This is a genomic window from Actinomadura sp. ATCC 39365, assembly GCF_054392275.1.
Genome location: NZ_CP184335.1, coordinates 2324621 through 2348875, shown reverse-complemented (window position 1 = coordinate 2348875; position 24255 = coordinate 2324621). Strand labels below are relative to the sequence as shown.

The window sequence follows — 24255 nt, the reverse complement described above, 5'->3', positions numbered from 1 at the left end:
CGGGCTAGGAGGGACCTCTCAGTCCTTCACCCCCAAGAAGCCCCTTCAAACCCCAGCCCGGAACAAGCATGAAGCCGGACGATTGGGGCAACTTTCCTCTTTGTTGGCTCTCCCGGGAACACACTCGGGAGGTCTATCCGCTGCTGTCCACTATTTACGTGCAAGGATCGTTACTGCCGGGGTAGGCCGTATCCAGCGGTCCCACGCGGTTGCGAAATCTTGCACATACGGAAAGCCTCCGGCGGCGCCGAGCGCGCCGTCGCAAACCCTGCGAATGCGATGATCGGACGAATTCCCATCACGGACATCTCCCCCGTCGTCGACTGCGGGCAGTGGCCCGCCAAGGCGGTCGCCGGCGAGACCTTCCAGGTCTCGGCGACCGTCTTCCGAGAGGGCCATGACGCCGTGGCCGCGGGCGTGGTGCTCACCTCGCCCGACGGACAGCGTGGCCGCCTGAAACCCATGCGCGAGCTCGCCCCCGGCACCGACCGCTGGGGCGTTGACGTGTGCCTGCCGGCCGAAGGCGACTGGATGTTCCGCGTGGAGGCGTGGAGCGATCCGATCAGGACGTGGCTGCACGACGCCGAGATCAAGATCCCGCGTGGCCTCGACACCGACCTGATGTGCGAGGAGGGGGCCCGCCTGTTCGAGCGGGCCGCCAAGGCCGTCCGTACGGCCGAGTGCCCCGCGCCCGGCGGCCAGGCGGGTCCCGGCAACGGGCACTCCAGGAACGGCATGGGCAACAGCAAGGGCAACGGCAACGGCGACAGCGCGTGCGGGCACCGGGCCGCGCTGCTGTCGGTGGCGGCCACGCTGCGGGACGAGGAGCTCGACCCGCGCGCCCGGCTGTCCATCGCCCAGCTCCCCGAGACGGCCGCGCTGCTGGCGGCGCATCCGTTCCGCGAGCTGGTGACCAGGGCGAAGCCGTACAAGGTCAGGGTCGACCGGCGCAGGGCGCTCTACGGCTCCTGGTACGAGTTCTTCCCCAGGTCCGAGGGCGCGGTCGTCACCGAGTCCGGCGTCTCGAGGTCGGGCACCTTCCAGACCGCGGCCAAGCGGCTGCCCGCCATCGCCAAGATGGGCTTCGACGTCGTCTACCTGCCGCCGATCCATCCCATCGGCCAGACCTTCCGCAAGGGCCGCAACAACACGCTCAGCCCCGAGCCCGACGAGCCCGGCTCGCCGTGGGCGATCGGCTCGGAGGACGGCGGCCACGACGCCGTCCATCCCGACCTGGGCACCCTTGAGGACTTCGACGAGTTCGTCAGCCGCACCCGCGCCCTGGGCATGGAGGTCGCGCTCGACTTCGCCCTGCAGTGCGCCCCTGATCACCCGTGGGTCAAGGAGCACCCGGAGTGGTTCACCATCCGGGCGGACGGGACGATCGCCTACGCCGAGAACCCGCCGAAGAAGTACCAGGACATCTACCCGATCAACTTCGACAGGGACCCCGAGGGCATCTTCGCCGAGGTCCGGCGGGTGCTGCGGCACTGGATGGACCACGGCGTGCGGATCTTCCGGGTGGACAACCCGCACACCAAGCCGGTGGCGTTCTGGGAGCGCCTGCTGGCCGACATCCACGCGACCGACCCGGACGTGGTGTTCCTGGCCGAGGCGTTCACCCGGCCCGCGATGCTCCAGACGCTCGCCAAGACCGGGTTCCACCAGTCGTACACGTATTACACGTGGAAGAACTCCAAGTTCGACGTGGAGACGTACCTCTCCGAGCTCTCGCACGAGACGTCCGCGTTCCTGCGGCCGAACCTGTTCGTCAACACCCCGGACATCCTGCACGAGTACCTGCAGCACGGCGGCGTGCCGGCGTTCAGGATCAGGGCCGTGCTGGCCGCTCTCACGTCGCCGACATGGGGGGTCTACTCCGGGTACGAGCTGGCCGAGAACGTTCCGGTGCGCCCGGGGAGTGAGGAATACCTAGATAGTGAGAAATATCAGTACAAGCCACGCGACTGGGCGGCCGCCGAACGCGACGGAAGGACCCTCGCCCCGCTCATCACCCATCTGAATTTGTTCCGAAGAGCGCATCCGGCGCTGCAGGAATTGCGTAACCTACGGTTCCACAGGGTCGACCATCCGGACATCGTCTGCTTCTCCAAACGGCTTCCGGGCGCCTTTGACACGGCCACACGAAGGCACGGGCTGGGCGACGTCGTTCTGGCGGTTGTCAATCTGGATCCTCACCACACCCACGAGGCGACGGTAGATCTCGACCTGCCCGCCATCGGTCTCGACTGGAACGCCGAGTTCGTCGTGGACGACGAGCTGTCGGGCGAGTCCTACCGCTGGAGGCAGAGCAACTATGTGCGTCTCGACCCTCACATCCAGCCTGCCCACATTCTCACCGTACGAGCCGCGCCACGGTAGAACAGAATTCAGCGGGGAGTCTTCAACGTGTGTGAAAGCGCCCTCCTCATGAGCCCCCTCTGGGGGAGCCCATGAGCTCCACACCCATTCCCAACACCTTTGACGAGGAAAAGCCGCGCGATCCTTACTGGTACAAGCGCGCCGTCTTCTACGAGGTTCTGATCAGGGGATTCGCCGACTCCAACGGCGACGGGACCGGGGACATCAGAGGTCTGATCAGCAAGCTCGACTACCTGCAGTGGCTGGGCGTCGACTGCCTCTGGCTGCTGCCCCTGTACGAGTCGCCGCTGCGTGACGGCGGCTACGACATCGCCGACTTCATGAAGATCCTGCCCGAGTTCGGGGATCTGGGAGACTTCGTGAAGCTGGTCGACGAGGCGCACAAACGCGGCATGCGGGTGATCGCCGACCTCGTCATGAACCACACCAGCGACGCGCATCCCTGGTTCCAGGCCTCCAGGCACGACCCGGAAGGCCCGTTCGGCGACTTCTACGTCTGGTCGGACACCGATGAGAAGTACCAGGACGCCCGGATCATCTTCATCGACACCGAGACGTCCAACTGGACCTACGACCCGGTGCGCGGCCAGTACTACTGGCACCGCTTCTTCCACCACCAGCCCGACCTCAACTACGAGAACCCGGACGTGCAGGAGGCCATGCTGGAGGTGCTGCGGTTCTGGCTGGACCTCGGCATCGACGGCTTCCGCCTGGACGCGGTGCCCTACCTCTTCGAGGAGGAGGGGACCAACTGCGAGAACCTGCCCAGGACGCACGAATACCTCAAGAGCATCAGGCGTGAGGTCGACCGGCTCTTCCCGGACCGGGTGCTGCTCGCCGAGGCGAATCAGTGGCCTTCGGACGTGGTGGAATATTTCGGCGATCCGGTAGGCGGCGGGGACGAATGCCACATGGCCTTCCATTTCCCGCTCATGCCCCGCATTTTCATGGCGGTCCGCCGGGAGTCCCGTTACCCCATTTCCGAAATTTTGGCACAAACGCCGAAAATTCCGGAACATTGCCAGTGGGGGATTTTCCTGCGGAACCATGATGAGCTGACGCTCGAAATGGTGACCGACGAAGAACGCGACTACATGTACACGGAGTACGCTAAAGATCCGCGTATGCGGGCGAATGTCGGCATCCGCCGGCGGCTGGCTCCCCTGCTGGAGAACGACCGCAACCAGATCGAGCTGTTCACCGCGCTGCTCCTGTCGCTGCCGGGCTCTCCCGTGCTCTACTACGGCGACGAGATCGGCATGGGCGACAACATCTGGCTCGGCGACCGCGACGGCGTCCGTACCCCGATGCAGTGGGATCCCGACCGCAACGCCGGGTTCTCCGACTGCGACCCCGGACGGCTCTACCTGCCCGTGATCATGGACCCGATCTACGGCTACCAGGCGATCAACGTCGAGGCCCACCAGAAGAACGCGGGCTCGCTGCTCCACTGGACCAAGCGGATGATCGAGATCCGCAAACGTCACCCCGTCTTCGGGCTCGGGGAGTTCGCCGAGCTCAACTCCTCCAACCCCAGCGTGCTCGCGTTCGTCCGGGAGCTGGGCGACGACCGGATGTTGTGCGTCAACAACCTGTCGCGCTTCCCGCAGCCGGTCGAGCTTGACCTGCGCAGATTCGTCGGCGTCTCCCCCGTGGAAACCATGGGAGGGGTCCCATTCCCGGCAATTGGCGAACTACCGTATCTTTTGACGCTTCCCGGGCATGGGTTCTATTGGTTCACACTCCCACCGGCACACACCCAGGAGGAGTAGGGCGTGAAAGAGGAGCTCCTTGCCGCATGGATCGGCCGCCAACGATGGTTCGGCGGCAAGGGGCGCCCGATCGACGATCTGTCGATCGAGTCGGACGTCGAGCTGACGCCAGGGCTCCGGCACCTGATCGTGGCCGTCTGGCAGGACGGCGCTCGTGACCGGTACCAGATCTTCCTGGGCGAGCGGCACGACCTGCCCGACCGGCTCAACCACGCCCTCATCGGCAGCCTCGGCGAGACCTACTTCTACGACGCCGTCCATGACGCCGACAGCATGAGCTGGCTGCTGGAGGGCATGGCGGGCGACGAGACCCGCAGCGGGCTGCGCATGCGGCACGCGCCCGGCGTCGTCATCGACACCTCCCAGCGCAGCCTGGTGCTGGGGGCCGAGCAGTCGAACACCTCGCTCGTGTACGGCGACTCCTACATCTGCAAGCTGTTCCGCCGGCTCATCCCGGGCGTCAATCCGGAGCTGGAGATCATCAGCGCCCTGGCCGCCCGGAGCGCGCCGAACATCGCCCAGCCGTACGGGTGGATCGAGGCCGACGTGGACGGCACGGACACCACGCTCGCCTTCATGCAGGAGTACCTGTCCAACGCCAACGACGGCTGGGACCTCGCGCTGGCCAGCGTCCGCGACCTGTACGCCTCGCTGCCGGGGGTCACCGCCGCCGAGGCGGGCGGCGACTTCGCCGCCGAGTCCGTACGGCTGGGCATCGCCACCGCCCGCGTCCACCACGAGCTGGCCGCGGCGTTCCCCACCGAGCTGGTCGAGATTCCCGAGGTCAAACGCATGGCCGAGGGCTTCCGGCGGCAGCTCGGGCGGGCCATGGCCGAGGTGCCCGAGCTACGGCGGCACGTGACGGCCCTGGAGGACGCCTACCACCAGGTGGAACTGCTCACCAGGGAGGTGCCCGTGCAGCGCGTTCACGGGGATTACCACCTGGGCCAGGTGATGCGCACGCCCACCGACTGGGTGGTGCTCGACTTCGAGGGCGAGCCGGGGCAGCCGCTGGCCGAGCGCCGGGCGCTGTCGTCGCCGCTGCGGGACGTGGCCGGCATGCTGCGCTCGTTCGACTACGCGGCCAGGCACCTGCTGGCCGACCATCCGCAGGCCGCCGAACTCCAGCCCCGGGCCGAGGCCTGGGCCGACCGCAACCGCACCGCCTTCCTGGACGGCTACCGCGAGGGCGGCGGCATGATCACGGTCGGGGACGCGGCACTGCTGCGGGCGTTCGAGCTGTCCAAGGCGGTGTACGAGGTGGTCTACGAGGCCCGCAACCGGCCGTCATGGGTCTCCATCCCGTTGGCCGCCTTCCACCCCCGCCCCGCCTGACCGGCGGGGCGCCCCGAGGCGGCCCGTGGGTCAGCGCAGCTCTTCGACCAGGCCGGGCAGGCCCTCGGCGCCGTGGCCGCGGGCGGTGCGCTGGTCGACGATCGCCTTCAGCGGCAGCAGGAGGTCGGGCTTGACCTGCTGCTCCCTGAAGGCGCGCACCAGGTTCTCCAGGCCGGACCTGTTGATCTCCAGGTTCGACACCAGGGTCGTGTAGTCGCGCGACTCGACGGACTTGACCCACTCCGGTTGCGCGGCGGCCATCGCGTTGAGCCACGGGACCAGGAGGGTGCTGGTGAATTCGGTCAACGGATAGCCGGCCGAGTCGACGAGCGCGACCGCCTCCAGGAAGCCGGCGATCTGGCCGTACATGCCGGTGAGCATGGCCAGGTCGAGAAGCGGGGCCAGGCCGGGGTCCGTGCCGACGAAGCGCGGCTCGGCCATCGCGCGGAACGCCTCCTCGAAGCGGTCGAACGCCGCCTGGGAACCGCTGTAGAGCACGAGCGCGCCGGGCCGGCCGATCATCTGGGGCACGGCCATGATGCCGCCGTCCACGTAGTCGCCGCCGCGTGCGGCCACCCATTCGGCCGCCTGGCGGGCCTCGACGGGCCGGCCGGTGGTCAGGTTCGCCACGACCCGGCCCGTCAGCGGGGTGTCGGCCAGCAGCTCGTACACGGCCGGGTAGTCGAGCACGCAGACGATCACCAGCGGGCTCGCCGCGACCGCCTCCGCCACCGTCGCGGCGCGGGTGGCGCTTCTGGCGACCAGGGGCTCGGCCTTGTCCGCCGAACGGTTCCACACGGTGACGCGGTGTCCGGCGTCCAGCAGGCTGCCGGCGAGCGCCGCGCCCATGAGGCCGAGACCGATGATGGAAATTTCTTCTGACATTTCGGGATTCCTTAGGTTCTGACTGATGCGTTCACCCTGCCCGCAGGGGGTTATGGTCTGATTCGGAGTTGGTTATGGGGGGCAGAGTGCGGTTCGGGGTGCTGGGGGCGCTCGCCGTTTGGGGGCCCGGCGGCGAGCCTGTCCAGGTGCTGGAGGTCAAGGTCCGGGCGCTGCTGGCCGACCTGCTGATCCATGCCGGGCGGCCGGTCTCCGCCGACCGGCTGATCGAGGACCTGTGGGGCGGCAGGCCGCCGGCGAACGCCCTGGCCGCGCTCCGGGTGAAGGTGTCGCAGCTGCGCCGGGTGCTGGGCGACCGGGAGCTGGTGGCGTACCGGGCGCCGGGGTACGTGCTGCGGGTCGAGCCCGAGGACGTGGACGCCGGACGGTTCGCCGACCTCGTCGGGCAGGCGCAGCGCAGCGCCGACCCGCGGACCCGCGCCGGGCTGCTGCGGCAGGCCCTCGACCTGTGGCGGGGAGCCGCCTTCGCGGAGTTCGCCGACGAGGAGTTCGCCAGGGCCGCCGTGGCCCGGCTGGACGAGCAGCGGCTGGTGGCGCTGGAGGAGCTGGCCGAGGCACGGCTCGGGCTGGGCGAGCACGGGCTGCTGGCGGCCGAGCTGGCCGACCTGGTGGCCGAGCACCCGTTCCGCGAGCGGCTGCGGGCCGCGCACGTACGGGCCCTGTACCGGGCGGGACGGCAGGGCGAGGCGCTGGCCAGCTACGCCGACCTGCGGGCGCGGCTGGCCGACGAGCTCGGGCTCGACCCCGGTCCCGAGCTGGTCGCGCTGCACCAGGCGATCCTCGAGCAGGACCCGGCGCTCGACGGGCCGGGGCGGCGGCGGACGAACCTGCCCGCGCCGCTCACCGGCCTCGTGGGCCGGGAGGAGGCGGTGGCGGAGGTGCGCGCCCTGCTGCGCGCGAACCGGCTGGTCACGTTGACGGGCCCCGGCGGGGTCGGCAAGACCCGCCTCGCGCTCGCCGCGGCGGACTCCCCGGGCCGCCCGGCTTCGGCGGCGGGGTGTGGCTGGTGGAGCTGGCGGGGCTGCGCGCCGGGGCGCCGGCGGTCGAGGTGACCGAGGCGGTCGCGGGGGTGCTCGGCCTGCGGGACGACGTGGGCGGCGCGGCGAAGGACCTGACCGCCCGGCTGGCCGGCGTGCTGGAGAGCACCCGGACGCTGCTCGTCCTGGACAACTGCGAACACGTCGTCGAGCAGGTCGCCGCGCTGGCCGGACGGCTGCTGCGGGCCGCTCCCGGGCTGCGCGTCCTGGCCACCAGCCAGGAGTCGCTGCGCATCGAGGGCGAGGCCCTGTGGAGCGTGCCGCCGCTGGGACGGGAGGCGGCGGCGGAGCTGTTCGCCGCGCGCGCGGGCATCGAGCCGGACGCCGACGTCGCCGAGATCTGCGCCCGGCTGGACGGCATCCCGCTGGCCCTGGAGCTGGCCGCGACCCGGATGCGCACGCTCACCCCGCGCCAGCTCGCCGAACGGCTGGACGACCGGTTCAGGATGCTCTCCTCCGGCCGGCGCGGCGCGCCCGCGCGGCAGCAGACGTTGCGCGCGATGATCGACTGGAGCTGGGAGCTGCTGGGCGAGGACGAGCGCGTCGTGCTGCGGCGGCTGGCCGTGCACGCCGACGGGTGCACGCTGGAGGCGGCCGAGGAGGTCTGCGCCGAGCCGGGCGTGGACGTCCTGGAGGCGGTGGCCAGGCTGGTGGACCGCTCGCTGGTGGTGCGGGCGTGGGGCGACGGGGAGCCGCGGTTCCGGCTGCTGGAGTCGGTGGCGGCGTACTGCCTGGAGCGGCTGGAGGCGGCCGGTGAGCCGGCGGAGATACGGCTCCGGCACGTGCGCCACTACACGGGCCTGGCCGAGCGGGTGGAGCCGTACCTGCGGGGGCACGGGCAGCGGCGCGCGCTCGCCCAGCTCGACGCCGAGGGCGGCAACCTGCGCGCGGCGCTGGAGACGGCGGTGCGGCTCGGCGCGGCGGCCGAGGCGCTGCGGCTGGTGAACGCCCTGGCCTGGTACTGGGTGCTGCGCGGCCGGCTGGGCGAGGGCGAGCGGGCGCTGGAGGCGGCGCTCGCGATCGCCGCGGACGACGATCCGGGCGCCCCGCAGGCCAGGGCATGGCTGGCGGGCATGCGGCTGCTGGTCGGGCAGCCGCCCGGCCCGGACGTGACGGAACTGTTCGCGGCCGTCCAGGACGCCTGGGAGCGGGCAAGGGCGCGGTGGTTCGTCGGCTTCGCCCTGTTCGGGTACGACGATCTGTCGATCAGCGGCGGAATGATCGAGACGGCGTTGTCGGAGTTCGGCGAACTGGACGACGAGTGGGGCATGGCCGCCACCCTGACCGTCCGGGCCAGATGGGCCGGGATGCGCGGCGACCTGGAGGGCATGCGGCGCGACGGCGAGCGGGGCCTCGCGCTGTTCAGGCGGACCGGGGACCGCTGGGGCGAGCTGCGGGCGGCGGAATGCCTGGGCAGCCACGCCGAGATCATCGGCGACTACGACCGCGCCGCCGGACTGCGCGCGGAGGGCCTGCGCATGGCCGAGGAGCTGGGCCTGTGGAGCTCGGTCTCCGACGCGCTGTCCCGTCTGGGCCGGATCGCCATGCTGCGGGGCGACCACGCGGCGGCCGACGACCACCACGAGCGGGCCAGGCGGCTGGCGGTGTCGCAGTCGAACCGTCCGGCCGAGGAGTTCGCCGAGATCGGGCTGGCGCTCGGCGCGCGCCGCCAGGGACGGCTCGACGAGGCCGAACGGCTGCTGCTGTCCTGGCTGGACTGGGTGCTGGACGTCTCCGGCGAGCCGGGCGCGGCGCTGATCCTGGCGGAGCTGGGGTTCGTGGCCGAGCTGCGGGGGGACGCGGCGGGCGCTCTGGAGTTCCAGCTTCGCGGGCTGGCCGCCGCCCGCAACGTGGGCGACCCGCGCGCGACCGCACTCGGGCTGGAGGGGCTGGCGGGGGCGCGGGCCCTCGACGGCCGGTACGCGGAGGCGGCGCGGCTGCTCGGGAAGGCCGCCGCGCTCAGGGCGTCCGTCGGCGCGCCGCTGCCGGCGGGCGAGCGGGGGGACGTGGACCGGATCACGGCGGTCGTGACGGCGGGCCTGGGGGCGGCGGCGCTGGCGACCTGCCTGACCGAAGGGGCCGGGATGCCGGTGGACGACCTCCTGGAGGACACCTCGGGCGCCTGATCGCCTCACATGGGGCGTGTCCGGCCACGACACGGCCAAGGATCATCCATGACGATCCCGCATACTTCTGCGATCATCCCGGGATTTTGCACATTCGGTGATTGTCGCCGTGAAAGCGGGCAGTGCCTGAGATGGACGGTCATCATAAGGCAGGGTTGGGAGCATGCCCATGAGGACAGAGCTCGACCGCCTCGCTGGCGGGGCGCACCACGATCCGCACTCCGTGCTCGGAGCACACCCGGTCGCGGGCGGCGTGGTGTTCCGCGCGCTGCGCCCGCTGGCCGAGCGGGTGCAGGTGGTGCTCGACGACGGCACGGCCCACGACATGAGACACCAGGCCCACGGCGTGTTCGAGGCCACGGTCACCGGGCTGGACAAGGTGCCCGACTACACCCTGCGGGTCCGGTACGCCGGTGGCGAGCCGTACGAGGTCAGGGACCCGTACCGGCATTGGCCCACGCTGGGCGAGGTGGACCTGCACCTCATCGGCGAGGGGCGGCACGAGCGGCTGTGGGAGGTCCTGGGCGCCCGGGTGATGGAGCACCAGGACGTGCAGGGCACCGCGTTCGCCGTCTGGGCGCCGAACGCGCGCGGCATCAGGGTCGTCGGCGACTTCAACCACTGGGACGGCACCGCCTACCCGATGCGCTCGCTCGGCCGGTCGGGCGTGTGGGAGCTGTTCGTCCCCGGGCTGGCGGCCGGTGAGCGGTACAAGTTCCAGATCCTCGGCGCCGACGGGCTCTGGCGCGACAAGGCCGACCCCATGGCCCGGCGCACCGAGGTGCCCCCGATGACCGCCTCCGTGATCGACGAGTCCTCCTACACCTGGGCCGACGACGACTGGACGGCCGCGCGGCGCGACCGGCCGGCGCAGCTCGGGCCGATGAGCGTCTACGAGGTGCACCTCGGCTCGTGGCGGCCGGGGCTGTCCTACCTGGAGCTGGCCGACCAGCTCTCCGACTACGTGGCCGACATGGGGTTCACGCACGTCGAGCTGCTGCCGGTGGCCGAGCACCCGTTCGGCGGCTCGTGGGGCTACCAGGTGACGTCCTACTACGCGCCGACGGCCAGGTTCGGCACGCCCGACGAGTTCCGGCACTTCGTGGACCGCATGCACCAGCGCGGCATCGGCGTGCTGCTGGACTGGGTGCCGGCCCACTTCCCCATGGACGACTGGGCCCTGGCCCGCTTCGACGGCACCCCGCTGTACGAGCACGCCGACCCGGCCAGGGGGGAGCACCCCGACTGGGGCACCTACGTCTTCGACTTCGGCCGCAGGGAGGTCAAGAACTTCCTGGTCGCGAACGCGCTCTACTGGCTGAAGGAGTTCCACGTGGACGGCCTGCGGGTGGACGCGGTCGCCTCGATGCTCTACCTCGACTACTCGCGCCGCGAGGGCGAGTGGACCCCCAACGTCTACGGCGGCCGGGAGAACCTCGACGCGGTCGAGTTCCTCAAGGAGATGAACTCGGTCTGCTACCGGGAGGCTCCGGGCATCTCGACCGTCGCTGAGGAGTCGACGGCCTGGCCCGGCGTCTCGCGGCCGGTGCACCTGGGCGGGCTCGGCTTCGGGTTCAAGTGGAACATGGGCTGGATGCACGACACGCTCGAATACCTGCGCCGCGAGCCGATCTTCCGCCAGTACCACCACCATCAGATGACGTTCTCCCTCATCTACGCCTATTCCGAGAACTACGTGCTGCCGCTGTCCCATGACGAGGTGGTGCACGGCAAGGGCTCGCTGCTCGGCAAGATGCCGGGGGACGAATGGCAGCGTTTCGCCCAGCTCAGGGCGTTGCTGGCGTTCATGTGGGCGCATCCGGGCAAGCAGTTGTTGTTCATGGGCGGCGAGTTCGGCCAGGGCTCGGAGTGGTCGGAGGAGCGCGGGCTCGACTGGTGGGTGCTGGAGTTCGACGGGCACAAGGGCGTGCAGCGGCTCGTGCGCGACCTCAACAGGCTCTACAAGGAGACCCCGGCGCTGTGGGAGCAGGACGCCAGACCGGAGGGGTTCCGCTGGATCGACGCCGACGACGCGTCCGGGAACACGTTCTCGTTCGTCCGGTACGCGGCCGACGGGTCGGCGGCGGCCTGCGTGGTCAACTTCAGCGGCGGTGCGCACGAGAGCTACCGGCTCGGCCTCCCCTACGGCGGTCACTGGGCGGAGGTCGTCAACACCGACGCCTACGACTACTGGGGCAGCGGCGTGGGCAACATGGGAGGGGTCGAGGCCGAGGCCGAGCCGTGGCACGGGCTGCCGTTCTCCACGACGTTGCGGGTGCCGCCGCTGGGCGCGGTGTGGCTGACCAAGGAGGCGCCGACGGAACAGTCGGGGTCGGCGGAGTCCTCAGGGTCGGCGGGGTCGTTGAACGTTTGAGGTGCGTGCGCTGAAAGTTCGGTGAGAAACGGGGCCGGACTCTGTGCTGGCGGGATAAATCGCCCTAAACTCCGAGATCATCCCCTTCGGAGGACGCGTGCGATTTCGCCCCCTGATCGTGTGCTCGATCGTGCTGGCCCTGTTATCGGCCCCCGTCCCGGCGTTCGCCGACGACCCCGCGGCGACGCCGACGCCGGCGCCCTCCCAGAGCAAGCTGGAGGAGGGCCTCGCGCTCGACGGCGACACCACCCGCGCCATCGTGGAGCTGACCGACGCCGCGCAGCACGAGCCGGTGGCCGGCGCGGCGGCGGCCCAGAGCGTCGACGTGCTGCTGCAGCCGCCGAGTCAGTCGTTCATGGTGGTGGAGGGCACCGCCGAGGAGCTGGCGAAGCTGGCCGAGGACCCGCGCGTCACCTCCATCCACCGCGACCGGACGTACGCGCCGGCCGAGGTGGGGTCCAACATCACCCAGATCGGCGCGGACAAGGCCCACGAGAAGAACCTCACCGGCGCGGGCCAGAACATCGTCGTCCTGGACACCGGGATCGACCGCGACCACCCGTACTTCGGGGGCAGGCTCGCGGGTGAGGCGTGCTTCTCGGCCGTGGAGAGCGACGTGGAGTCGCTGTGCCCGAACGGGCAGCCCCAGCAGACCGGCGAGGGCGCGGCCGACGCCACCACCGCCAAGTGCCTGTCCGGCGGCGTGAACCTGTGCGAGCACGGCACGCACGTCGCCGGCATCGCGGCGGGCAGCGGCGGCGTGGCGCCGGGCGCCGGGATCATCGCGGTGCAGGTGTTCAGCCGGGTGAACGACGAGGACACCTGCATGGGCGAGTCGTCGTGCCTGCTGGCCTTCGAGTCGTCGCTGCGGCTGGCCATGGACTACGTGGCCACGCTCACCCAGCCGGTCGCGGCGGTGAACCTGAGCCTGGGCGGCGCGTTGTCGGAGACCGACTGCGACGCCACCGAGGAGGGCGCGGTCTTCAAGCCGAAGATCGACGCTCTGCTGGCCAAGGGCATCGCGACCGTGGTCGCCGCCGGGAACGAGTTCTTCGAGGGCGCCTCCTACCCCGCCTGCGTCTCCTCGGCGGTCGCGGTCGGCGCGAACGACGGCTCCGACGCCATCGCCGACTTCTCCAACCGGGGCTCGCTGGTCGACTTCTTCGCCCCGGGCGTGGACATCCAGTCCTCGGTGCCGGACAACCAGATGGCCACGCACAGCGGCACCTCGATGGCGACGCCGCACGTCGCCGGCGCGCTGGCGCTGATGAAGGCCGCCTCGCCGCAGACGCCCGTCGCCGACCTGATCAACACGCTGAAGACCACGGGCCGGCCCTACCAGTACGAGGCCAACGGCGCCCAGGTCACCACCCCCGCCTGGACGTGGGCGCCGCCCTGGCCGGCACCGGCACCCAGCCGCCGATCACGCAGACGCCGACGACCGCCCCCACGGACGACCCCGAGCCCGACCCGACGGACGGCAGCGGCCCGACGCCCGAGCCCGACCCCACGGACGACGGGCAGCCGGCGCCGGCCCCGACGTCCTCGGTCACGCCGGTCCCGCTGCCCACCGTCACGGTGACGGTGACCGTCACGCCGACCCCCGCCCCGTCGGCCGCCGCCGTCTGCACCCGCGGCACGGCCGGCGCCAGGATGACGGCCGGCAAGTGGGCCGTGGAGATCCACCGCAGCAGCGGGACGATCCCCGACAACGCGCTGAACTGCTACCTGAAGCTGATCGGCAAGGCCAGCAAGGTGTTCCCCGAGCTGACCAAGGCGTCGTCGCTGGGCAAGGCGTATCGGGTGCTGAAGGGCACGAAGACGACCCGCGACAAGCTGGACAGCGCGCTGCTGACGGCCTGGCTCAACTGGGCGCACGGCAGGAACGGCACCACGGTGCTGACGGCCGCCGAGAAGGTGCGGCTGAGCGGCGCGGCGTCGAAGGCGGCGCTGAAGAAGGCGACGAAGAACGTGCTCAAGTCGCTCTGAGGCAGCTTCCTCAACGGAAGGGCCGACCGGCCCTTCCGTCTTCCCCGCCGCATGGCAAAAACCCGCTCAGCTTTCACTGCTTTCACTTACGTCACCGACATCACACATGTCACACCAGGGGATGGGCACCTCACACCGGACGGTCTGACCCTCGGAGGACTAAGTGAGGCTACGGTCCCTGCTCGCCGGCGCTGCCGCGCTGGCCACGACATCCGCCGTGCTCTGCGCGGCGCCACCGCTGAGCGCCGACGCGCGCGACACCGGCGACCCGGTCATCAGCCCCGCCCTGGTCGCGGAGGTCAAGGCCAAGAGCAAGGTCCGGTCGATCATCCAGCTCAAGCCGGGGCAGAACGTGCAGGCCGTGGCCAAGGATCTCGAACAGGCCTCCGAGGGCAGCCGGGTGCTGGAGGCGGCCCAGTCGCCCCATTTCTTCGTCGCCGAGCTGGACGGCAAGACGCTGGCCCAGCTCAGGAAGGACGACCGCGTCCAGGCGGTCTACAAGGACGAGCTGCGCCCGGCCGTCCTGGACACGAGCACCCGGATCATCGGCTCCGACCGGGCCAACGCGGCCGGCTGGACGGGCAGGGGCTTCACGGTGGCCGTCCTCGACACGGGCATCGACCGCGACCACCCGTTCTTCGCCGGCCGGATCGTGGACGAGGCGTGCTTCTCCTCCTCCGACGCCAGTGACGGCTCGGTCTCGCTCTGCCCGAACAGCCAGCCGAGCCAGACCGGCCCGGGGTCCGCGGACGCCGAGACCGCCCAGTGCGTCGTGAACGGCGTCAACGCCTGCTCGCACGGCACGCACGTCGCGGGCATCGCCGCGGGCCGGATGACGACCGGCGCCCCCTCCAACGGCGTCGCGCCCGCCGCGGGCATCCTGCCGATCCAGGTGTTCAGCCGCATCGACAGCGCGATGACGTGCGCGGTCATCGGCACCCAGGCGCCCTGCTTCCTCAGCTACACCTCCGACCAGAAGCTGGCGCTGGAGTACGTCGCGCGGGTGGCCGCGGCCCAGCACGTCGCCGCGGCGAACCTGAGCCTGGGCGGCGGCGGGCCGTACCGCGAGAACTGCGACTCCGACCCGAGCGCGGCGGGCCTCAAGCCGGACTTCGACACGCTGATCTCCCTCGGGGTCGCGCCCGTGGTCGCGGCCGGCAACAACGGCTTCCCCGACGGCGTCTCGGCGCCGGCCTGCATCTCCTCCGCCGTCGCGGTGGGCGCCACCGACGACCGGGACGCGGTGGCCGACTTCTCCAACCGGGGCCCGCTGCTCGACCTGCTCGCGCCGGGCGTGGGCATCAGGTCGTCGGTGCCCGACGACACCTACGCCGACAAGAGCGGCACGTCGATGGCCACGCCGCACGTGGCGGGGGCGTTCGCGCTGATGCGGCAGGCGTACCCGAACTTCACGGTGGCGCAGAGCCTGCAGCGGTTGCAGGCCACGGGCCGGAGCATCGGCTACCCCGCCGGCGGCGCCCAGGCGCGCACCGCTCGGATCGACGTGTTCAGCGCCACGGCCCCGAGCGCTCCCAAAGCCTGAGACCAGCACGTACGAGAGGGCCGGACGGGACGATCCGGCCCTTTCGCGTACCAGAACAAGAAGCGGTAACAGAACACAAGTGCCTCTCTGACATCTCTTGTCCAATATCTACACTTCTTTACACAAACGCCCCCCGACCCCCCGGAGGATCAGTTGAGACTCATGTCTCTGCTGGCCGGTGCGATCACCCTCGCCGCCACCGCTGCGACGATGGTCGCCACCCCCGCCCTGGCCGACCCCGAGTCCAAGATCGACCCGGCCGTGACCGCGGCCGGCGAGCACCGCGTCATCGTCCGCGTCCGCCAGCCCGCCCAGGTGCAGTCGGCCCTGGCCGGTGCGGAAGGGGTCAGGCAGGACAGACGGAACGTCGTGGCCACGCCGCCCGCCGAGCTGGCCGGCAAGCTCGACTTCTTCGTCTACCGCGGCACCCGCGCCGAGTTGGAGAAGGTCGCCGAGCAGGCGGACGTCGTCTCGATCCGCAAGGACCGGCTCAACGAGCCCTCGCTGGCGCAGAGCGTCCCGCTGATCGGCGCCGACCGGGCACACCGGCAGGGCTTCACCGGCAAGGGCACCGCCGTCGCGATCATCGACTCCGGCATCGACAACGACCACCCGGCCTTCGGCCGCCGCATCGCGGCCCAGGCGTGCTTCTCCGCCACCGACCCGGCCGACGGCTCGACGCCGCTGTGCCCCAACGGCAGCCAGTTCCAGATCGGCGACGGCGCGGCCAGCTCCGAGACCGAGGCGTGCCTGCGCAACGCCCCCCGGCCCGAATACGGCCTGTGCTACCACGGCACCCACGTCGCGGGCATCACCGCGGGCCAGGCGACCAAGGAGTTCCCGAACCCCGGCGTCGCCCCCAAGGCCAAGATCATCGCGATCCAGGTCTTCAGCCGCTTCGACAACTCCCCCTACTGCGGCGCCGCGGCGGCCTGCGTGCTCGCCTACGACTCCTCGGTCCTGACCGGCATGGCGTACGCGAACGTGCTGGCCGACCAGTACGACGTCGCCGCGGTCAACCTGAGCCTGGGCGGCGGCAAGTACGACACCTACTGCGACGAGGGCGACGGCGCCGACTTCAAGGCCGAGGTGGACCGTCTCCAGGCCAAGGGCGTCGCCACCGTCGTGGCCTCGGGCAACAACGGCTTCGACGCCTCCGTCTCCTGGCCCGCCTGCGTCTCCAACGTCGTGACCGTGGGCGCCACCGACAAGCAGGACGCCGTGGCCTCCTTCTCCAACCGGGGCACCATGCTCGACCTGTTCGCGCCCGGCGTCTCGATCACCGGCGCCATCAGCGGCAACGCCTACGCCACGCTGAACGGCACCTCGATGGCCGCCCCGCACGTCGCCGGCTCGTTCGCGCTGCTGCGGCAGAAGCGCGCGCACGCCACCTCCGACCAGCTCCTCGACGCGTTGAAGCGCACCGGCAAGCCCATCGCGTACGCCAGCGCGGGCACCCAGCTCACCACCCCCCGCATCAACGTCTACGCCGCCCTGCACAACCGCCACTGACCCGGCATCGGCGCAGGTTCCAGGCGGCCGCCCGCACCCGGGCGGCCGCCTGGACCTCTTCCGGGCCCGATGCAAAATGTGTCGCTTAGGGTGGCTATATGGACGCAGGCAGGGCGATCTTCGAAACCGTCGACAAGCTTCGCCAGCGGCGCACCGGCCCGCTGGTCCTGGAGCTCGATCTCACCGAGGGCCTCACGGAAGGACCGCCGTCCGACCCGGTCGCCGCGGTGTTGTCCATGCGCAAGACCCGTCTGTCGGACGCGCTGTCCGGCCTCCGGCGGGCCGGCCGGGACTCCAGGGTCAAGGCGCTGGTGGTCAAGCTCGGCGGCAACCCCATGGGCCTGGCCATGGTCCAGGAGCTGCGCGAGGCCGTCACCCGCTTCCGCGCCTCCGGCAAGCTGACCGTGGCCTACGCCGAGACGTTCGGTGAGTTCAGCGGCGGCACGGTGCCCTACTACCTGGCCACCGCGTTCGAGCGGGTCTACCTCCAGCCCAGCGGCGACGTCGGCCTCACGGGCGTGGCGATCGAGCAGCGTTTCCTGAAGGGCGCGCTGACCAAGCTGGGCGTGGAGGTCGAGGCCGGGCAGCGGCACGAGTACAAGACCGCGGTCAACACCTTCACCCAGGACCACATGACCGAGCCCCACCGCGAGTCGATGACCCGCATCGTGGAGTCGGTCGCCGAGCAGCTCGTCCGCGGCATCGCCGAGGGCCGCAGGCTCGACCCGGCCAAGGTGCGCGAGCTGGTCGACCGCGGCCCCTTCACCGCCTCCGAGGCTCGGGAGACCGGCCTGGTGGACGCCCTCGCCTACCGCGACGAGGTGTACGACGAGGTCAGGCGGGCCACGGGCGGCGAGGCCCACCTGCTGTTCGTCTCCCGGTACGCCAGGAGCGCGGCGGTGCGGAAGCTGCCGCACCCCATGGCCGACGGCATCGCGCTCGTGCACGGCAGCGGGCAGATCAGGAGCGGCCGCAGCGGACGCAGCCCGCTCGGCGGAGGCGGCGCGATGGGCTCCGACACGATCAGCGCGGCGCTGCGCGCGGCCCGCCGGGACGAGCACGTCAAGGCCGTGGTCTTCCGCGTGGACAGCCCCGGCGGCTCGTACGTGGCCTCCGACACGGTGTGGCGGGAGGTGACGCTGACCCGCCGGGTGAAGCCGGTGATCGTCTCCATGGGCGACCTGGCCGCGTCCGGCGGTTACTTCGTCTCCATGGGCGCCGACGTGATCGTGGCCCAGCCCGGCACCCTGACCGGCTCGATCGGCGTATATGGCGGCAAGCCCGTCATGACTGACTTGCTCCAAAAAATCGGGATAAATACTGAACTGGTCGCCGACGGGGTCAACGCCGGCATGTTCTCCACCGCCCGCGGCTTCTCCCCCGACCAGTGGGACCGGGTGAACGGCTGGCTCGACCGCATCTACGACGACTTCGTGGGCAAGGTCGCCCAGAGCCGCGACCTCACCCGCGAACGCGTCCACGAGCTGGCCAGAGGCCGGGTCTGGACCGGCGCGGACGCCCATGCCAACGGCCTGGTCGACGAGCTGGGCGGCCTTGAGCACGCCCTCGGCCTGGCCCGCGAGCGCGCCGGGCTCGCCGACGACGCCCCCGTGCGCGTCTACCCCAGGCTCAACCCGCTGGAGCGCCTGCGGGGCCCGGAGTCCAGCGAGGACAAGTCCGCCGCCCTTGCCAGGATGCGGCTCGACGCCTGGGGGCCGCTGGCCCGCCTGTCGGCCGAGCTGGGCCTGCCCGCCGCCGGTCCGCTCTCTTTGCCCGGTTGGTACGTCATCAGGTAATTCGATCTTGTATGCTCCCTGATCCACGGGGAGCGGAGGAGCACACGTGATCGTCAACCTCGCCGTCGCGCCGGCCCTGGCCGCCGCGCCCGCGCAGCCGCCGGTCGGCGCGCTGCCGGGCAGCGGCGCGAGCGTGGTGGCCAAGCTGTCCGGCCGGCCGGTCCAGCTCAGCTCCTACGGCACGGCCGCCCCCGGCGGCCAGTGGGCGTGGAACCCGGCCAAGGGCGTCTGGACCCGGGTGGACGGCGCGGTCAGCGTCTCCCCGGACGAGCGCCGGCAGGTGAGGCTGGCCGACCGTGCGGGCGGCGCACCGAAGGTGACCTTCCTGGACCGCCGGTCGGGCAAGGAGAGCGAGGTCGAGCTGCCCGTGCCGGAGGACCCCGAGCGGGAGGGCCAGTACCTGCGAACGCTCTGGCCCACCTGGTCGCCGGACGGCCGCCGCCTGCTGCTCAACGTGTTCGAGCCGGGCGGCGAGCCGCGTTCCGCGGGCATCGTGCTGATCGACGTGCCCTCGCTGGAGGCCCGGTTCGTCCGGATCGAGAAGGCGCTCATCACCGTGGGCGGCTTCCAGTGGACGCACGACGGCAAGGGCGTGGCCGTGCGCTGGGGCAAGAACGGCTCCTCCGCGGTCCGCCGCTACGACCTCACCGGCGCGGTCACCCGGACCTGGCACGTACGGGGACGCCCGGCCGCCTCCGGGCTCGGCACGTTCAGCCCGTCGGGCCGCCGCTTCGTCACCGCCTGCACCTCGCTGGAGAAGGCCGCCTGCGTCTGGGACACCCGTACCGGCAGGGCCGTCACCCAGGTCAAGCTGGCCTTCAGCCCGGTGTGGGGCCCGACGCTCGGCTGGTACGACGAGCGGCACCTGCTCGCCCCGGTCAAGGACGGCGTGGGCGTCGTCGACCTCACGGGCCGGGTCGTCGAGACGCTGGTCAAGGCCGGTAAGAAGACGACCCTGTATCCGCACTTCGAGCGCCGGGGCTGAAGAAGGCCGCGGCCCGCTCCAGGGCGCCGGTGTCGCGCAGGATGTCGCCGGGGCGGTTGGCGTAGCCGATGAGCGCGCCGCCCCACGACCCGAAGTACTCGGCCGACAGGCGCAGCGTGCCGATCAGCGGATCGGCCACCGACTCGTCCTCCTCGCTGATCGTGGTGACCGCCCATACGGTCTTGCCCGCCATGCGCGCCTTGAAGTCGTAGCCCGGGACGCGCATCCAGGCCGACCAATAGTCCAGGTAGAGCTTGGTGGTGGCGGAGACGCTGTACCAGTAGAGCGGCGAGACGATCACCAGGTCGGTGGCGTCGAGCGTGGCCTCGGCGAGCAGCTTCTCCGCGCCCTCGGGGACGGGGTAGACGCCGTCGCCGGAGTGGCGGATGTCCTGGAAGGGCGGCAGCGGGTGGTCGTCGAGGCGCAGCCAGCGTTGGCCGACGTCCGGCGGGAGCGCGGCGGCGGCATGCCTGGCCAGGGTCTCGGTGTTGCCGTCACGGCGGTTGCCGCCCAGGAGGAAGAGAAAACTGCGCATTCAGCATCCCATCGGCCGGTAGCGGGCGCGCAGCCGTACCAGCGGCTGGAGCGCGGGGGTGACATAGGGGACGGCGAGCACCCGGGCGACGAAGAGCGTGTGGTCGCCGGCCGGGACGACCTGGGTCGTCTCGGCCTCCAGGGCCGCCACACCGCCCTCGACCACCAGCGCCTCGGTGTGCGCCCCCCGATGGTGGGGGGTGCCCGCCAGCAGGAGGCGGGCGCTGGGACGGCCGGCGGTGGCGAAGCGGCTGGCGATCGCGGCCTGGCCGGAGGACAGCAGCGAGGCCGCCCACCGGTCCTGCCGGAGCAGCACCTCGCAGAGGTAGCCGCGGGAGGCCAGGCTGATCAGCACGAGCGGCGGCTCGGCCGAGACGGACATCAGCGCCGACACGGTCACGCCCAGGTCGTCACGCCCGTCCCGGACGGTGATCACCGCGACGCCCGCGGCCAGTTGGGCCATCGCCTCCGTGAACTCGCTCACAGCGGAGACCTCCGGCCGGAGGCCCCCGCCGCGGGCGTCAGGCGAGGCCGTTGGAGGTCAGCCATTCCTTGGCCACCGTGGCGGGCTCGTCCTTGTTGACGGAGATCTTCTGCATCATGTCGAGCAGGGACTGGGTGCTCAGCTTGGCCGAGATGCCGTTGAGCGTGGTGCGGATCGTGTCGTTCGCGCCGGACTTGAACAGCAGCGGCGTGACGTTCTGGGCGGGGAAGATGTTCTTGGTGTCCTGGAGCGGCACCAGGTTGTTGGCCAGCATCTTGGGGTCCGTGGTGAACACGTTGCCGACCTGGATCGAGCCGTCCTTCAGGGCGTCGGCCGTGGCCGGGCCCTTCGGCTCCCACTGCTTGAACTCCAGCCCGTAGACCTCCTTGAAGCGCGCCTCCCACCGCTTCTTGAACTCGGGCGGGCCGCCGACGACCATGTTCTTGGAGACCTTGGCCAGGTCCTCGATGGTGTTCAGCGACTGCTTGGTCTGGGTGTCCTTGGTGACCGAGAGGCTGTCCTTGTCCTCGGCCGGGGAGGAGTCGAGCACTTCGAGCTCGGCCGGGAGCTTCTCCTTCAGCGCCGCGTTGACCTCGTCGGTCGTCGAGGCGGTGTTCTTCAGGTCGACGAAGGCCAGCAGGTTGCCGTTGTACTCCGGAACGATGGTCAGGCCGCCGTTCTTGACCTGGTCGTAGACCGCCTCGCGGCTGCCGATGCGCGGCTTCTCCTCGACCTGCACGCCCTTGGCCTCAAGCGCCTGGGCGTAGATCGACGCGAGCAGCACGCTCTCGTCGAAGTCGAAGGAGCCGATGACGGCCTTGCCCCCGGCCGCCGCGGCCGACCCGCTGGGCGCCGCGCTCGTGGTGTCGAGCGGGTTGCCCCCACCGCCGCTCCCGCCACCGCAGGCGGCCAGCGCCAGCGTCGCCGACACGAGCACCGCCGCGGTGCCGATCATGCGTCTCATCTTGAATTTCCCTTCTAAAGCGGCAGGTAATACCGGAGACTATCGAACCTTCAGTCTCTGGCTCACCCCCGGCGAAACGGTCACCCTCTGGATGAGGGCGAACACGATCTGCACGACGAGCGCGAACAGCACAATCAGTACTGAACCCCCCACAACGCTCGCATAATCCTTGGTCGCGAAACCGTCGATCACGAACCGGCCGAGCCCCCCGAGCCCCGTGTACGCCGCGACCGTCGTGGTGGAGACCACCTGGATCGCCGACAGCCTGAGCCCGAGCAGGATCAGGGGAAGCGCCACCGGGACCAGCACCCGGCCGAGCACCTGCCCGCCGCGCAGCCCCATCCCGTACGCCGCGTCGCGCAGCTCCGGGTCGACGCCCTTGATCCCCTCGTAGGTGTTGACCAGGATCGGCGGCACCGACAGCAGCACCAGCGGGATGATCACCGGCCAGATCGAGGACGTGCCGAGCAGCAGCACGAACAGCACCAACAGGCCGAGCGTCGGCAGCGCCCTGGCCAGGTTCGCCGAGATGACGACCACGACCTCGCCCCGGCCGGTGTGGCCGATGGCCAGCCCCAGCGGCACCGCGATCAGCATCGCCAGCACCAGCGCCAGGGCCGAGAACTCCAGGTGCTCCAGCAGCCGCGCCGGGATGCCGTCGGGGCCGGCCCAGTTCGCCCCGGTGCCGAAGAAGTCGGCCAGCCAGCCGAAGAACGAGCCCAACCAGCTCACGACGTCCCCTTCCGCGCGCGCACCCAGGGGGTGAGCAGGCGCTGGGCCAGGACCAGCAGGCCGTCGGCGACCAGCGCCAGCGCGACGATCAGCACGATGCCGGTGACCACCGGCGGCATGAACGGGTTCTGGTAGGCCCGGGTGAACAGCCCGCCGAGCCCGCCCTGGCCGATCAGCGCGCCCACGCTGACCAGGCTGATGCTGGAGACCGCGACCACGCGCAGCCCGGCCAGCACCACCGGCGTGGCGATGGGCAGCTCGACCTGCAGCAGGCGGCGCATGGGCGTGAACCCCATCGCGACGGCCGACTGGCGCACGTGGTCGGGCACCGAGTTCAGCCCGTCGACCACGGCCGGGATGAGCACGGCCATGCCGTAGAAGGTCAGCGGGATGATCACGGTGGTCTGCGACAGCCCGGTCACCGAGATCAGCAACATGAACACCGGCAGCGACGGCAGCGCGTAGACGACGTTCATCAGGCCCGAGGTGGGCTGGTAGAGCCAGCGCCAGCGCACGCAGGCCAGCCCGAGCGGCAACGCCAGCACCAGCGCGGCCAGGATCGGCACCACGGACATGGTCAGGTGGTCGGTCAGCAGGTTCCTGATGCTGTCGGCGCGGCCGGTGTCCCAGTTGCGCGCGATCCACTCCCAGATGCTGGGCGGACCCTCACGCATCGGCGGCCTCCGCCAGCGCCTCGTCCAGGGCCTCCCTGGTGGCCACGCCGACGACCCTGCCGTCCTCGTCCACGGCGACCGAGCAGCCGGAGGGCGACAGCAGCGCCGCGTCCAGGGCCGAGCGCATCGAGTCGCGGCCGAGCACGAACGTCCCGTACGGCTCCAGCTCCTCGGGCCGCGACCCGGCGAACCAGCCCACGGGCCGGTCGTCGGGGGTCACGACCAGCAGCCACGGCTCGCCGCTCGCCGCCCGTTCGCGCACGGTCAGGTCGGTACGCAGCCGCAGCCCCTTCGTGGAGATGAACTGCAGCCGCCTGATCCCCCGGTCGTGGCCCAGGAACTCGCGGACGAAGTCGTCGGCCGGCTCCGACAGCAGCGTCTTGGGGTCGGCGAGCTGGGCCAGCCGCCCGCCCACGCGCAGCACGGCCACGCGGTCGCCGAGCTTGATCGCCTCGTCGATGTCGTGGGTGACGAACACGATGGTCTTGTTCAGCTCCGCCTGCAGCCGCAGCAGCTCGTCCTGGAGGCTGGTGCGGACGATCGGGTCGACCGCGCTGAACGGCTCGTCCATGAGCAGCACGGGCGGGTCGGCGGCCAGCGCCCTGGCCACGCCCACGCGCTGCTGCTGCCCGCCGGAGAGCTGGAAGGGATAGCGGCCGGCGAAGGCCGGGTCGAGGCCGACGCGTTCGAGCAGCTCCATGGCCCGCGCTCGGGCCTTCTTCTTGTCCCAGCCCAGCAGGTACGGGACCGTCGCGATGTTGTCGACGATCTTCCGGTGCGGGAAGAGGCCGGCCTGCTGGATGACGTACCCGATGCCGCGGCGCAGCGTGGGCGGGTCGATGCCGCTCACGGGCACCCCGTCGAGGAGGATCTGTCCCTCGGAAGCGTCGATCATGCGATTGATCATCCGGAGGGACGTCGTCTTCCCGCAGCCCGAAGGGCCAACCAGCACGGTGATCTCGCCGGTGGGCGCCTCAAGGGAAAGGGCGTCCACGGCGGTGGTGCCGTCTGGATAGCGTTTGGTGACAGCGTCGAATGTGATCACGCGTGACCTCTCGCTCGATGGCAGGGCCGCGGCCCCCCTGCCACGACCGCCGCATGATCTCGGTGGCC

Annotated in this window: 19 protein-coding genes; 12 read left to right on the top strand and 7 right to left on the bottom strand. The window is 70.9% G+C overall.

The window, feature by feature from the left end; translation table 11 throughout:
• Nucleotides 1-279 precede the first annotated feature (279 nt).
• From ACNF49_RS11850 to ACNF49_RS11840, 3 genes are all read left to right on the top strand, one after another.
• Nucleotides 280-2382 (top strand): alpha-1,4-glucan--maltose-1-phosphate maltosyltransferase, encoded by a 2103-nt coding sequence (locus tag ACNF49_RS11850; RefSeq protein WP_482943689.1) that lies wholly within the window; start codon nt 280-282, stop codon nt 2380-2382.
• Between the two features lie 71 nt (nt 2383-2453).
• Nucleotides 2454-4154 carry a maltose alpha-D-glucosyltransferase gene (treS, locus tag ACNF49_RS11845; protein ID WP_352352254.1) on the top strand — a complete coding sequence of 567 codons (1701 nt, stop codon included), beginning with the start codon at nt 2454-2456 and terminating at the stop codon, nt 4152-4154.
• A 3-nt stretch (nt 4155-4157) separates the two neighbouring features.
• Nucleotides 4158-5489: a maltokinase N-terminal cap-like domain-containing protein gene (locus tag ACNF49_RS11840; RefSeq protein WP_357973356.1), complete on the top strand. Its 1332-nt coding sequence runs from the start codon at nt 4158-4160 to the stop codon at nt 5487-5489.
• A 30-nt stretch (nt 5490-5519) separates the two neighbouring features.
• Here the strand turns inward: ACNF49_RS11840 and ACNF49_RS11835 are convergent, their stop codons facing one another.
• Nucleotides 5520-6374 carry an NAD(P)-dependent oxidoreductase gene (locus ACNF49_RS11835; protein WP_482943688.1) on the bottom strand — a complete coding sequence of 285 codons (855 nt, stop codon included), beginning with the start codon at nt 6372-6374 and terminating at the stop codon, nt 5520-5522.
• Nucleotides 6375-6448: 74 nt separating this feature from the next.
• On the opposite strand from ACNF49_RS11835, the gene ACNF49_RS11830 reads away from it, so the two are divergent.
• The 9 genes from ACNF49_RS11830 to ACNF49_RS11790 all read left to right on the top strand — a co-directional run bounded on the left by ACNF49_RS11830 (nt 6449) and on the right by ACNF49_RS11790 (nt 19754).
• Nucleotides 6449-7444: an AfsR/SARP family transcriptional regulator gene (locus tag ACNF49_RS11830; protein ID WP_482943687.1), complete on the top strand. Its 996-nt coding sequence runs from the start codon at nt 6449-6451 to the stop codon at nt 7442-7444.
• Nucleotides 7399-9555: an ATP-binding protein gene (locus tag ACNF49_RS11825; protein ID WP_482943686.1), complete on the top strand. Its 2157-nt coding sequence runs from the start codon at nt 7399-7401 to the stop codon at nt 9553-9555. Before ACNF49_RS11830 ends, ACNF49_RS11825 begins: the two co-directional genes overlap by 46 nt.
• A 169-nt stretch (nt 9556-9724) precedes the next feature.
• Nucleotides 9725-11929, top strand: a complete 2205-nt coding sequence (gene glgB, locus ACNF49_RS11820; protein WP_482943685.1) for a 1,4-alpha-glucan branching protein GlgB — start codon at nt 9725-9727, stop codon at nt 11927-11929.
• 97 nt (nt 11930-12026) lie between these two features.
• Nucleotides 12027-13511, top strand: a complete 1485-nt coding sequence (locus ACNF49_RS11815) for a S8 family peptidase (protein WP_482943684.1) — start codon at nt 12027-12029, stop codon at nt 13509-13511.
• 2 nt (nt 13512-13513) lie between these two features.
• Nucleotides 13514-13918 carry a hypothetical protein gene (locus tag ACNF49_RS11810; RefSeq protein WP_482943683.1) on the top strand — a complete coding sequence of 135 codons (405 nt, stop codon included), beginning with the start codon at nt 13514-13516 and terminating at the stop codon, nt 13916-13918.
• Between the two features lie 163 nt (nt 13919-14081).
• Nucleotides 14082-15461 (top strand): S8 family peptidase, encoded by a 1380-nt coding sequence (locus ACNF49_RS11805; protein ID WP_357973371.1) that lies wholly within the window; start codon nt 14082-14084, stop codon nt 15459-15461.
• A gap of 162 nt (nt 15462-15623) precedes the next feature.
• Nucleotides 15624-16973 (top strand): S8 family peptidase, encoded by a 1350-nt coding sequence (locus tag ACNF49_RS11800; RefSeq protein ID WP_357973520.1) that lies wholly within the window; start codon nt 15624-15626, stop codon nt 16971-16973.
• A 98-nt stretch (nt 16974-17071) separates the two neighbouring features.
• Complete coding sequence (gene sppA, locus ACNF49_RS11795) at nt 17072-18769, top strand: signal peptide peptidase SppA (protein WP_482943682.1); 1698 nt, start codon at nt 17072-17074, stop codon at nt 18767-18769.
• 46 nt (nt 18770-18815) lie between these two features.
• On the top strand, nt 18816-19754 hold the full coding sequence (locus ACNF49_RS11790; RefSeq protein WP_482943681.1) for a TolB family protein: 939 nt from the start codon (nt 18816-18818) through the stop codon (nt 19752-19754).
• Here ACNF49_RS11790 and ACNF49_RS11785 read toward each other — a convergent pair.
• The 6 genes from ACNF49_RS11785 to ACNF49_RS11760 are packed head-to-tail and all read right to left on the bottom strand — an operon-like array spanning nt 19702 to nt 24187.
• Nucleotides 19702-20289: a flavodoxin family protein gene (locus ACNF49_RS11785; RefSeq protein ID WP_482943680.1), complete on the bottom strand. Its 588-nt coding sequence runs from the start codon at nt 20287-20289 to the stop codon at nt 19702-19704. The genes ACNF49_RS11790 and ACNF49_RS11785 overlap by 53 nt on opposite strands.
• Nucleotides 20290-20772, bottom strand: a complete 483-nt coding sequence (locus ACNF49_RS11780; RefSeq protein WP_482943679.1) for a flavin reductase family protein — start codon at nt 20770-20772, stop codon at nt 20290-20292.
• Between the two features lie 37 nt (nt 20773-20809).
• Complete coding sequence (locus ACNF49_RS11775) at nt 20810-21736, bottom strand: ABC transporter substrate-binding protein (RefSeq protein ID WP_357973381.1); 927 nt, start codon at nt 21734-21736, stop codon at nt 20810-20812.
• A 39-nt stretch (nt 21737-21775) separates the two neighbouring features.
• On the bottom strand, nt 21776-22468 hold the full coding sequence (locus tag ACNF49_RS11770; protein WP_352352265.1) for an ABC transporter permease: 693 nt from the start codon (nt 22466-22468) through the stop codon (nt 21776-21778).
• Nucleotides 22465-23142 (bottom strand): ABC transporter permease, encoded by a 678-nt coding sequence (locus ACNF49_RS11765; protein ID WP_357973384.1) that lies wholly within the window; start codon nt 23140-23142, stop codon nt 22465-22467. Before ACNF49_RS11765 ends, ACNF49_RS11770 begins: the two co-directional genes overlap by 4 nt.
• Nucleotides 23135-24187: an ABC transporter ATP-binding protein gene (locus ACNF49_RS11760; protein ID WP_357973387.1), complete on the bottom strand. Its 1053-nt coding sequence runs from the start codon at nt 24185-24187 to the stop codon at nt 23135-23137. Before ACNF49_RS11760 ends, ACNF49_RS11765 begins: the two co-directional genes overlap by 8 nt.
• Nucleotides 24188-24255 lie beyond the last annotated feature (68 nt).